Raw genomic sequence first — 11,134 nt, 5'->3', positions numbered from 1 at the left:
AGCCGATCAAGGTCGATCTGAAGGAGCAGTCGCTGACTATCGAAGGAGTCGTGGTTGGCGTGCTGCGGCAGGGTAAATCGAAGGGAATGTTCCAGTAATCAGCAACGGAAGGTGAGTCATGCGTTCACGCAGACAAAGGAATGTCTGTTCGCTCCGCACTGCCGCGCGAGCGGCAGTGCGGAGACAGGGATGTGGAATCAGGCGACGTCGCGAACGTAAGTGCGGGCACGGCCGACGTACTCCGAATCCCGAATAGCAGTTTCCAGTGACGATAGGCGTGGTGCCTCGCACGGACGTAGTGCGAGCCCGTACTCTCGGATGAATGCGGTTCGCCGGTACGAATCTGCCTGGAATTTTCGGGGCCCTGAGCGGGCCCCGAAAGGATGGAGTGGTGGAGGCGGCGGGAATCGAACCCGCGTCCGTAAGCACTACGCTACAAGATCTACATGCTTAGCTCATTCTTTGTATCTCGCCACTCGCTACCCGAAGAGCAGGGAAGACGCGCGGCCAGCTTCAGAGCGTTTTAGCGTTCCAGCCTGGAGCACACTGGAGTCGCGAGCTTGTGAGCGCGTCCCTCGATTCTGGATGCACAAGCACATACCAGGCGAGGGTTAGGCGGGATTAAGCCGCCAGAGCGTAGTTGTCTTCGTTTGCAACTATAAGTTTGTAAGCAGTTTTACGAGTTACTTACAACTCGGCATGCACCTGGAGTTTCGCCACCCACGTCGAAGCCGGTCGCCCCCAAGAGCCCGAGTAGTGTAGGGGCGGCGCGCGGAATAACAAGTCGCAGTGCAAACATCTTGTGTGCGGACGTCTTCGGTTCAGTGTGCAGTCTGAGCGGCGACGGCTTCATCCCGCTCGTCGTTCGCCCGATCAATCACATACACACGAACGTTCTCGGCCTCGGCCGCTGACATCACTGGCATGAAGCTCACCATGCCGCGGTCCTTGCGGTTCCCGTCGATCACGATGGCCTTCCATGCATCGGCGCTCTGGATGATCGGCGAATGACGCAGATCCGGCGTGACGCCGGATCCGATCGCGGCATCGCCATGGCATACGGCGCAGAAGCGCAGATAGGTGTTCTTGCCCGCGGCGACGCTGGCGGCTTCTTTCATTCTCGGCGGCGGCGCGCCGATGTTTCCTGGCGCCGGGAGTGCCGGCAGTTCGCTGCTTCCGCCAATCTTGAATGCGAGAACGCGGCTGCGGTTCTCGTTGATCGCGCCTTTGCGGGCAGCGTCGCCGCCCGTCAGCGGCATGGCGCCGCCCCATCCGGCGACTACGGCGATGTATTGCTCGCCATTCACTTCATAGCTCATGGGCGGTGCGACCACGCCGGTCTGCGCCGGAAAGCTCCAGAGTTTCTCGCCATTCCGTGCATCGTAGGCGACCAGTTCACCCATCGCGTTGCCCTGGAAAACCAGGTCGCCGGCCGTGGAGAGCACGCCGCCATTCCACGAGCTCTCGTGTGCGACCGACCAGATCACTTTCTGCGTGACCGGATCCCGCGCCTGCAGATAACCGCGCACGCCTGCAAGCATGGCCGACTTCGTCGGCGCATCCTGCGGCATCGTCGCGACCGTCATGTCGGTGCCGACATTGAAACCGAGCGCGCGAGGTTCGTACTTCGCGGCATCCATGTATGCGTACCCCGTTTCCTGCGCCGGGATGTAGACCAGTCCTGTCAGCGGACTGAACGACATCGGATGCCAGTTGTGCGCCCCGAGCGGGCCGGGCATCACGAGCGACGGTTGTGCCGGGTCCGGGTAACGCGCTTCGGGATTCTCGATCGGCCGGCCCGTCGCGAGATCGACACTGCTCGCCCAGTTGATCGTCGCGTAGGGTTGCGCCGAGATCAGTTTGCCGTCGGTGCGGTCCAGTACGTAGAAGAAGCCATTCTTGGGCGCCTGCATCAGCACCTTGCGCTTCCGCCCATCGAGCGTCAGGTCGGCAAGGATGATGTGTTGCGTGGCCGTGTAATCCCACGTTTCGCCGGGTGTGGTCTGGTAGTGCCACACGTATTCGCCCGTGTCGGGTCTGAGGGCGACGATGGAACTCAGGAACAGGTTGTCGCCGCCGCCCGGGCTGCGGATCTTCTGATTCCACGGCGAGCCATTGCCCGTACCGATATAGAGAAGATCGAGTTCGGGGTCGTACGCCATCGCATCCCACACGGTGCCGCCGCCGCCCGATTTCCACCATTCGCCTTTCCAGGTTTTCGCCGCTGCTTCGAGTTCCTTCGATTCGAAGGGCAGGGATGGATCGCCGGGGACGGTGTAGAAGCGCCAGAGTTGCTTGCCGGTCTCGGTGTCGTAGGCCGAGATGTATCCGCGCACGCCGAACTCGGCTCCGCCGTTGCCAATCAGAACCTTGTCTTTGATGACGCGCGGGGCGCCGGTGATCGTGTACGGCTTCGACTGGTCGACCGTCACGACCGACCAGATTTCTTTGCCGGTAACGGCATCAATCGCAATCAACCTGCCATCGAGCGTGCCGAGAAAAAGCTTGCCGCGATTCGCTGCAACACCGCGATTGACGGTATCGCAGCAGGCCTTCACGCCTGTTTCGCCCGGAACTTTCGGATCGAATTGCCAGAGCAGTTTGCCGGTGGCCGCATCCAGCGCCTGAATCTTGCTCCAGGCGCTCGTGGAATACATGACGCCGTCGATCACCAGCGGCGTCGCTTCCTGTCCGCGATGCGTGTCGAGATCGAGAAACCACGCGAGGCCCAGGTCCTTGATGCTGGTCTTGTCGATTTTCGCCAGCGGCGAGAATCGCTGTTCCGAGTAAGTGCGTCCGTAGCTGAGCCAGTTGCGCGAATCGGAGTCCGCAGCGACGAGGCGCGCAGAGTCCACCTGCGCGGATCCGGCGGGTGCGTCATCGGGAGCAGATGATTTGGGCTGACAGCCACAGACGGCGACAGCCGCCGCCGCAATCGCGATCGATCTGGCGAACACGAAAACCCCCTCTGTGTCGGGCTGAAAGGCCCGTACCGGTTCTTCTATTGAGCCGACGATACCGCCGGCCCGTGCCTCGCGGCAACGTCAGCGTCGGGAGTGTTTCATCAGGCGGGACTTCTCGCGCTGCCAGTCGCGTTCCTTGGAAGTGTCGCGCTTGTCGTGTTCCTTCTTGCCTTTCGCGAGTCCCAGTTTGAGTTTGACGCGACCGTTCTTCCAATACAGGTCGAGCGGTATCAGCGTATAGCCGCGGCGCTCGACCGCACCGATGAGCCGATTCAGTTCAGCACGATTGAGCAGCAGCTTGCGGGTCCGGATCGGATCGGGAATGACATGAGTGGAAGCGGTCGGCAGCGCCGAGATATGCGCGCCGAACAGATAGGCCTCGGTGTCCTTCAGAAACACATAGGACTCTTTGAGCTGTGCGCGACCGGCGCGCAGGCTCTTCACTTCCCAGCCCATCAGCGCCAGGCCCGCTTCGTACGTCTCTTCGATGAAGTAGTCGTGACGCGCGCGACGATTGTCGGCGATCAGCGGATTGTCCTTGGCCGACGACTTCTTGGCGGATTTGGCGGGCGTTTTGGCAGTCATCTGGGCGATCTTGCGGGGCGGCGGATTGTAGCGGAGATGACGGCGGAAGGATGGATCGATGCGGCGATGGGCAGTAGCATCCCTGCGATGCGCAAGGTCGAACGCAGTGCCCTCGTTCCTTACACACCCGCCCAGATGTTTGCCCTCGTGGAAGACATCGAGCGGTATCCGCAGTTCGTTCCCTGGGTGTCCGATGCCAAGCTGGTCGGGCGCACAGCCACCGAAGTGACGGGCCAGCTCGAAATGGAGCGTTCCGGGTTCAAGGAGAAATTCACGACCCGCAATATTCTCGAACCCCCGCATCGCATGGATCTGCGACTGGTCGACGGTCCGTTCAAGGTGTTGGAAGGGCGTTGGACGTTCGATCCCATCGGCGATCGCGGCACGAAGATCGGTCTGACCATCCGGTTCGAGTTCTCGAATCCGGTGCTCTCGATGATGCTGTCCAAGACTTTCGAGAAGAGTTGCGCGCAACTCGTCGATGCCTTCGTGGCCCGGGCGCGGGCGGTATATGGCGCCACCGACTGAGAAGGTCCGCGTGCGGGTCGTCTATGCGCTGCCGGAGCGGCAATCGACGGTGGACCTGCGGCTGCCGAGCGGTGCGAGCGTCGAGGAAGCCGTGATGAAGTCGGGACTCGCGGCGGAGTTTCCCGCCATCGCGACACAGCCGCTGCAATGCGCGATCTTCGGTCGGGTCGTGCCGCTGACGCAGCCCGTGGGCGAGGGTGATCGAGTCGAGATCCTGCGCCCGTTGATCGCCGATCCCAAGCAGTCGCGCCGTCAGGCCGCCGCGCGCAATCCCGTCGGCCGATATCGTAAGTAAGTCCGTCGTCAGGTCTGCGTCGCGGCGGAGGCCGTCGCGCTTTCGGCTTTCTGTTCGGGCGACTTGTCGGAGCGGTCGATGCGAACGACCTTGTCCTCTTCGAAGTACACCGTGAACTGGCGGTACTGAGGCTTCTTCAGCCGCCCCTTCTTGAGATAGTAGACGTAGTCCCAACGCCAGGTTTCGAACGGGTCGGCGACCATCGGCGTACCGAGCAGCGCCCGGACCTGGATGCGGGTCATGCCGACGGCGACGCGGTCGAGATCCTTGGCTTCGAGGAAATTGCCCTGCTGGATGTCGATGCGATGCACGCAACCGCCCAGAAAGACGAGGATCAGCACGCCGGCGAGCAGCCGTTTCGCGCGGGAAAATGCTGTCGCAGCGGATGCGGAAGGGATCATTCAACGACCTCGGCGTAAGCGATCGCCGACGCATCCCCTTCGAAGGGTGGAGCGAGTCTGGCGAGTGCGTGATAATGCGGCCGGCATGATACTCAAAAGGCTCCGGCAACGCTGCAGTGGCCCGAGTATGCAGCGAGAAGCCGGCAACGCCTGAGTCCGTGCCGGGAAACTGCCTGAGACGCTCGGTCGCAGGGCGCGGGAAACTTGAGGAGCAGGAACGTGGAAACCAATGATTTGCGCCGGGCCGGACTCAAGGTCACGCTCCCCCGCATCAAGATTCTGGAAATTCTCGGCACCGCGAAACCGCGGCACATGAGTGCCGAAGACATCTACAAGCATCTGCTGGAGTCTCACGAAGACATCGGCCTTGCCACGGTGTATCGCGTGCTCACCCAGTTCGAAGCTGCGGGGCTGGTCACGCGCCATCATTTCGAAGGGACGACGGCGGTGTTCGAACTCAACGAGGGCGAGCACCACGATCACATCGTCTGTCTGGACTGCGGCCGCGTCGAAGAGTTCATGGATGCCGGCATCGAGACGCGTCAGAAGGAAGTGGCCGCGAAGCTGGGGTACCAGCTCGTCGATCACTCGATGATCCTCTATGGCCGTTGCGGCCGGCCGGGTTGTCCGTCGCACACGGGTGGCGGGCGCAGCGGCAAGGCGAGCTAGGCTTCTTCCTGTAGGTCAGGCTTCAGCCTGACTCCTTACAGGCCGGCTGAAGCCGGCCCACAGCACCGTCAGCCCTTCGAGCGTCGCGAAGCCCGCGACGCTTTCGGCTTTTCTTCCGGAGCCCGCGCCGCCTGCAACATTTCTGCGGCATGCGCGCGCGCCTGGGCCGTGATGTCGACGCCGCCCAGCATCCGGGCAATTTCCTCGGTTCGTTCCGCATCGGTGAGTGGATGCAATGACGTCCGCGTCGTCTTGCCATCGGTGAGTTTGGCGACGCGTACATGGGCGTGCGCCTGACTGGCTACCTGCGGCAGATGCGTGACGCAGAGAACCTGGGTGCGTGAGCCCAGCGTACGCAACTGGCGTCCCACGATTTCCGCGACGCCGCCGCCGACACCGGCATCGACTTCATCGAAGACCAGGCAGGGCAGGGTGTCGGTCTGTGCGGCGGCAACCTGGACCGCCAGGCTGATACGGGACAACTCACCGCCAGAGGCGACTTTCGCCAGCGCCCGCGGCGGCTGGCCGGGATTGGCGCTCACCAGGAATTCGATGTCGTCGGCGCCATGTTGTCCCGCGGAGTCGGCCGGCAATGGCGATACCGAAACCTGGAACTTGCCGCCCGGCATGCCGAGGCTCTGCATCAGCGCGGTCACACGGTCGCTCAGTTCCGCTGCCGCGGATTTGCGTGCGCTCGACAGCTTGCTGCAGGCCGCGCGAAAGGTTTTCTCGGCTTCGATGAGTTTCGCTTCGATGGCTTCGAGCGACGCATCGAGCGACTCCAGTCGGCTCAGTTCCGCCTCGAGATGTTCGCGAGTCGTAATCAACCCGGCCGGTTCGACGCGATGCTTGCGTGCGAGTCCTTCGGCCGCTGCGAGCCGCTGTTCGACCCATTCCTGCCGGCCCGGATCGGCATCGAGCGAGGACTCGTAGCGTTCGACCGATTCGACGCCTTCGCGCAGCGCGATCAGCGATTCATCGATGAGCCGCGCCATCGGGGCAAATTGAGTGTCGAGATCGGCCAGCGTGCGGGCAATCGACAATGCGCGGGAGACGGTTTGTTCCGCGCTCGAGTCTTCCGCTTCGCGCAGCAGTTGCACGATTGCACGGGCACCTTCGGCGAGCCGGCCGCGCTGCGACAGACGCGTGCGTTCGATCGCCAGTTCCTCGATTTCACCGGGCTTCAGGTCGAGGCCTGCGAGTTCGCCGAGATGAAATCGCAGCATTTCCAGCCGCGTCGTGCGATCCCGGGCCGTCGCCTGCGCCTCGTCGCGTTCCGCTCGCAGCGAGGCGAGCGTCTGCCATTGAGCGGCGACAGCGGCGACGAGCGGGGAGTGATCGCCATTCCGATCCAGCAATTCGCGCTGCGGCGCACGACGCATCAGCGACTGATATTCCATCTGGCCGTGAACGTCGACCAGCGTTTCGCCGAGCTGACGCAGCGACTGCACCGACATGGCCTGGCCGTTCACGTAGGCGCGCGAGCGCCCGTCGGCGGCGACGACGCGGCGCAGGACGCATTCGCCTTCATGCTCGATGGCCTGTTCGTTGAGCCATTCGATGGCCGCGTTGTTGCCGGCAATACTGAAGGTGGCGGAAACCTCGGCACGATCGGTGCCGTGCCGAACCACCTCCGCACCCGCGCGCCCGCCGGCGGCGAGCAGCAGGGCATCCACCAGAATGGATTTGCCGGCGCCCGTTTCACCGGTCAGCACGGTGAGGCCGCGGCCCAGTTCGAGTTCCACGGCGTCGATGATCGCGAAATCGCGAATCTGTATATGAGTGAGCACGGAATTCCTGGAAATCAGTCCGTCGAACTGCCCGGCAGCATGCGATCACCGCGGCCCCAGCGCAGCTTGGAGCGCAGGATGCGGTAGTAATCGTGATCCGGCGGATGCAGCAGCGTCACGCTGGTGGCGGCGCGGGTGACGAGCAGACGATCGCCGACCTCCAGTTCTCCCAGCGATACGCCGTCGCAGGTGATGTGGGCATTGGCCTCGGGGCGGTCGACCAGCCGTACTTCGATGGTGGCGGAACTTCGGATGACGATGGGCCGGTCCGACAGCGTATGCGGACAGATCGGCGCGAGCACGGTGGCGTCGAGTTCCGGATACAGGATCGGACCGCCGCACGAGAGCGCATAGGCCGTCGAGCCGGTCGCGGTGGCGATCACGAGGCCATCGCCGCCGTGACTGTTCACGTAGCGGCCGTCGATCCAGGTTTCGAAATCCAGCATCCGGCCGGTCTGCCATTTTTGCACGACGACGTCGTTCAGCGCCTGGCCCTGACAGGTTTCCAGATTGGCGCGAATCAGGGTGGCCTGCAGCATGGCGCGCTGATCCTTCACATAGCGGCCGCCCAGCACGTCGTCCAGCCGCTCGCGGATGTCGCTCGGGGTGATGTCGGCCAGGAAGCCGAGCCGGCCGCGATTCACGCCCAGCACCGGAACGCCAAAAGGTGCTGCCAGACGCGCCGCGCTCAGCATCGTGCCGTCGCCGCCGACGGCGACGATCAGGTCCACGTTACTGCCGAGATTTTTTTCGGGATGACGTTCGATGGGCAGGGAGCCGACGTCGAGTTCCGCGTCCGACGCAAGCAGGATGCGGCAGCCGCGGCCGTGCAGGTAGGTGGCCAGAATCAGCATGGATTCGCCGACCCGCGAATCGTGATGGTTGCCGACCAGGGCGATGGATTTGAATGATTCTGCGGTGGGCGACATGGGCCGCTGTTTTAGCATGCGCCGATGAAGGACGTGGAGCCGGATGGCATCCGGTGTGTCGCCAAGCCTGTCGCTTGACACCGTCAGGCGCCGTGCTAGTTTCGCCGGCGTCCTTCAGGATGCAGGCAAAATGCCTTCTGTCACATGGGTTTGAGTGACGTCAGTACCGCGTAACCCGCAAGACACTGCTTACGATCGACGATGAGTCCAGAGACCGGCGAGGACCTGCTCAACGAACGAGCCCAGCAACTGCTGAAGCGGCTCGTCGAAAACTACATTCGCGACGGTCAGCCGGTGGGCTCGCGCACGTTGTCACGCGATGTCGGCCTCACGCTCAGCGCGGCGACGATCCGCAATGTCATGGCGGATCTGGAGACGCTGGGCTTCGTTACCTCTCCGCATACGTCCGCCGGGCGCATTCCCACCGACAAGGGCTACCGCTTCTTCGTCGATACGCTGCTCAGGTACGAACCGCTGGAAGACGCCAAGGTGGCACAGATCCAGACGCATCTCGGCGAGCACGTCGACAATCCGAAGGCGCTCGTTGCCGCGGCGTCGCGAATGCTGTCCAGCGTGACGCGGATGGCGGGTGTCGTGACGCTGCCGCGCCAGAGTCACGCGTCCCTGAGCCAGATCGAATTCATTCCGCTGTCCGACAACCGCGTGCTGGCGGTGATGATCGTGAACGGTAGGGAAGTGCAGAACCGCATCCTGCAACTCGAGCGCCGTTACACCGCCGACGAACTGCGCCGTGCCTCGAACTATCTGAACCAGGAACTCGCCGGCCGGGAGCTGTCGACCATCCGCGAGCGGCTGGTGGCCCAGCTCAAGGAGACGCGCGAGACCCTGAACCAGCTGATGCTCGATGCGATCATGCTGGCGCAGCAGGTAGTCGACACCCCCGTCGCCGGCAAGATGGAATACGTGATGGCGGGCGAGACCAACCTGATGGATTTCGCCGAACTCTCCAACGTCGAGAAGCTGCGCCGGCTGTTCGACGCCTTCACCCAGCAGCGCGACATCCTCAACCTGCTCGACCACAGTCTGAAGGCCGAAGGCGTACAGATCTTCATTGGCCACGAATCCGGTCACACGATCCTGGACGATTGCAGTATCGTCACCGCCCCGTACACGCTGGACCAGGAAGTGGTGGGCGTGCTGGGCGTGATCGGTCCGACGCGGATGGCGTACGAACGTGTCATCCCCATCGTCGATATCACCGCGAAACTGCTGGGTTCGGCGCTGAACCAGCGGTCTTGAATTCACGGCACCCAGCCGCAGATTCCCGAAATCGATTGCCCGGCCTTCCGGCCGCGGCCGCCTATTGCACCGATGGAGACGACATGACTGCAGACCACCAGTTCCAACCTTCCGACAATCCGGCCGCAGGTGAGGAGCCCGTCGATGTGGCTGCGCTGAAAGCGGCGCTCGAGGCGGCGGAAGTGCGCGCGCTGGAGAACAAGGACCTGTACATGCGGGCGCTGGCCGAACTGGAGAATGTCCGCAAGCGTTCGGCCCGCGAGGTCGAGCAGGCGCACAAGTACGCCGTCGACCGGTTCGCCAATGACCTGATCGGCGTGAAGGACAGTCTGGAACTGGGCGTGGATGCCTCGGGCAACATCGAGACGCTGCGCGCCGGCACCGAGGCGACGCTGAAGCTGCTGTCGAAGGCCTTCGAAAAGGCCGGGCTGGTGGAAATCCAGCCGCAGGGCGAGACGTTCAATCCCGAACTGCACGAGGCGATGGTGGCCCAGCCGTCCGCCGAGCATGTGTCCAACACGGTTCTGCAGGTGGTGCAGAAGGGGTATCAGCTCAATGGTCGCCTGCTGCGCCCGGCACGCGTCATCGTCGCCCGGGAGCCGTAAAAAATTACTTCTGTAGCAATGAGTTGGATATGAGGTTTCCGGTTGTGGGGCCGGCTTCAGCCGGCCTGCGGACGTGTCAGGCTAAAGCCTGACCTACAGAAGAGGAATCGCCTTGAAAGCCCCGCAAGGGTCCGCATCTAGTCCGCCAGTTGCACCTGATTTGCACCGTTTTCAAAACACGTTTCGCGTAGGAGTTGAGGCACATGGGTAAGGTCATCGGCATCGATCTCGGCACGACCAATTCGTGCGTGGCGATCATGGAAGGCGGCAAGCCGCGCGTGATCGAAAACAGCGAAGGTGATCGCACCACGCCTTCGATCGTCGCGTTCACCAAGGACGATGAAGTCCTGGTCGGTCAGTCGGCCAAGCGCCAGGCCGTCACCAATCCGCACAACACCCTGTTCGCCATCAAGCGCCTCATCGGTCGCCGTTTCGAGGACGACGTGGTGCAGAAGGATGTGGGCATGGTGCCCTACAAGATCGTCAAGGCCGACAACGGCGACGCCTGGGTCGATGCCCAGGGCAAGAAGATGGCGCCGCCCGAGATCTCGGCGCGCGTGCTCATGAAGATGAAGAAGACCGCCGAGGATTTCCTGGGCGAGCCGGTGACCGAAGCCGTCGTCACCGTTCCGGCGTATTTCAACGACTCGCAGCGCCAGGCGACCAAGGACGCCGGCCGCATCGCGGGCCTGAACGTCAAGCGCATCATCAACGAGCCGACCGCGGCGGCCCTTGCCTATGGCATGGACAAGCAGGGCGGTGATCGCAAGATCGCCGTGTACGACCTGGGCGGCGGCACGTTCGATATTTCCATCATCGAAGTGGCCGATGTCGACGGTGAGCGTCAGTTCGAAGTGCTCGCGACCAACGGCGACACGTTCCTCGGCGGCGAGGACTTCGACAAGGTCATCATCGATTACCTCGGCGACGAGTTTAAGAAGGAGAGCGGCGTCGACGTGCGTCGCGATCCGCTCGCGCTGCAGCGCCTGAAGGAAGCGGCGGAGAAGGCGAAGATCGAGCTGTCGTCCAGTCAGCAGACCGAGATCAACCTGCCGTACATCACGGCGGATGCCTCCGGCCCCAAGCACCTGAACATCAAGCTCACGCGC

General features: G+C 63.0%; 11 protein-coding genes and 1 other RNA gene. 6 read left to right on the top strand and 6 right to left on the bottom strand.

Going from position 1 to position 11,134, the window contains the following annotated elements:
• Positions 1–389 precede the first annotated feature (389 nt).
• From ssrA to smpB, 3 genes are all read right to left on the bottom strand, one after another.
• Positions 390–743, bottom strand: a transfer-messenger RNA (tmRNA) gene (gene ssrA / locus V7D81_RS21750).
• A 78-nt stretch (positions 744–821) separates the two neighbouring features.
• Complete coding sequence (locus V7D81_RS21745; protein WP_324320260.1) at positions 822–2,855, bottom strand: PQQ-dependent dehydrogenase, methanol/ethanol family; 2,034 nt, start codon at positions 2,853–2,855, stop codon at positions 822–824.
• A 189-nt stretch (positions 2,856–3,044) separates the two neighbouring features.
• Positions 3,045–3,548, bottom strand: coding sequence for an SsrA-binding protein SmpB (gene smpB / locus V7D81_RS21740; protein WP_324320258.1), 504 nt, complete (start codon positions 3,546–3,548; stop codon positions 3,045–3,047).
• A gap of 36 nt (positions 3,549–3,584) precedes the next feature.
• Here smpB and V7D81_RS21735 point away from each other — a divergent pair, with 36 nt between their 5' ends.
• Positions 3,585–4,076, top strand: coding sequence for a type II toxin-antitoxin system RatA family toxin (locus tag V7D81_RS21735; protein ID WP_324320256.1), 492 nt, complete (start codon positions 3,585–3,587; stop codon positions 4,074–4,076).
• Positions 4,060–4,371 carry an RnfH family protein gene (locus V7D81_RS21730; protein WP_324320254.1) on the top strand — a complete coding sequence of 104 codons (312 nt, stop codon included), beginning with the start codon at positions 4,060–4,062 and terminating at the stop codon, positions 4,369–4,371. Before V7D81_RS21735 ends, V7D81_RS21730 begins: the two co-directional genes overlap by 17 nt.
• Before the next feature lie 8 nt (positions 4,372–4,379).
• Here V7D81_RS21730 and V7D81_RS21725 read toward each other — a convergent pair whose 3' ends face one another.
• Positions 4,380–4,772: an outer membrane protein assembly factor BamE gene (locus V7D81_RS21725; protein WP_324320252.1), complete on the bottom strand. Its 393-nt coding sequence runs from the start codon at positions 4,770–4,772 to the stop codon at positions 4,380–4,382.
• Between the two features lie 219 nt (positions 4,773–4,991).
• Between V7D81_RS21725 and fur the strand changes: the two genes are divergently transcribed.
• Complete coding sequence (gene fur / locus V7D81_RS21720) at positions 4,992–5,441, top strand: ferric iron uptake transcriptional regulator (protein ID WP_324320250.1); 450 nt, start codon at positions 4,992–4,994, stop codon at positions 5,439–5,441.
• A 68-nt stretch (positions 5,442–5,509) separates the two neighbouring features.
• On the opposite strand, the gene recN is transcribed toward fur, so the two are convergent.
• Entirely contained in the window at positions 5,510–7,231 is a 1,722-nt protein-coding gene (gene recN, locus V7D81_RS21715) for a DNA repair protein RecN (protein ID WP_324320249.1), read from the bottom strand.
• Positions 7,232–7,245: 14 nt separating this feature from the next.
• The gene (locus V7D81_RS21710; protein WP_324320247.1) at positions 7,246–8,160 is read right to left on the bottom strand and encodes an NAD(+) kinase; all 915 of its coding nucleotides are present in this window, start codon (positions 8,158–8,160) and stop codon (positions 7,246–7,248) included.
• 201 nt (positions 8,161–8,361) lie between these two features.
• Between V7D81_RS21710 and hrcA the strand changes: the two genes are divergently transcribed.
• The 3 genes from hrcA to V7D81_RS21695 form a co-directional block, all read left to right on the top strand.
• A complete protein-coding gene (gene hrcA, locus V7D81_RS21705; protein ID WP_324320245.1) occupies positions 8,362–9,420 on the top strand; it encodes a heat-inducible transcriptional repressor HrcA in 1,059 nt (352 codons plus the stop codon).
• Between the two features lie 83 nt (positions 9,421–9,503).
• A complete protein-coding gene (grpE, locus tag V7D81_RS21700) occupies positions 9,504–10,025 on the top strand; it encodes a nucleotide exchange factor GrpE (protein ID WP_324320244.1) in 522 nt (173 codons plus the stop codon).
• A gap of 203 nt (positions 10,026–10,228) precedes the next feature.
• Positions 10,229–11,134 (top strand): Hsp70 family protein (locus tag V7D81_RS21695; protein ID WP_324320242.1); only part of this gene is annotated, 906 nt, incomplete at its 3' end.

The sequence above is a fragment of the Povalibacter sp. genome (assembly GCF_036735925.1).
Classification (GTDB): Bacteria; Pseudomonadota; Gammaproteobacteria; order Steroidobacterales; family Steroidobacteraceae; genus Steroidobacter.
This window is presented reverse-complemented; position numbering and strand designations above follow the sequence as displayed.

Coding starts and splice junctions, on each gene's coding strand:
- V7D81_RS21725 (WP_324320252.1), bottom strand. CDS start 4,772: ATGATCCCTTCCGCATCCGCTGCGACAGCATTTTCCCGCGCGAAACGG.
- V7D81_RS21735 (WP_324320256.1), top strand. CDS start 3,585: ATGACGGCGGAAGGATGGATCGATGCGGCGATGGGCAGTAGCATCCCT.
- smpB (WP_324320258.1), bottom strand. CDS start 3,548: ATGACTGCCAAAACGCCCGCCAAATCCGCCAAGAAGTCGTCGGCCAAG.
- V7D81_RS21710 (WP_324320247.1), bottom strand. CDS start 8,160: ATGTCGCCCACCGCAGAATCATTCAAATCCATCGCCCTGGTCGGCAAC.
- V7D81_RS21730 (WP_324320254.1), top strand. CDS start 4,060: ATGGCGCCACCGACTGAGAAGGTCCGCGTGCGGGTCGTCTATGCGCTG.
- grpE (WP_324320244.1), top strand. CDS start 9,504: ATGACTGCAGACCACCAGTTCCAACCTTCCGACAATCCGGCCGCAGGT.
- hrcA (WP_324320245.1), top strand. CDS start 8,362: ATGAGTCCAGAGACCGGCGAGGACCTGCTCAACGAACGAGCCCAGCAA.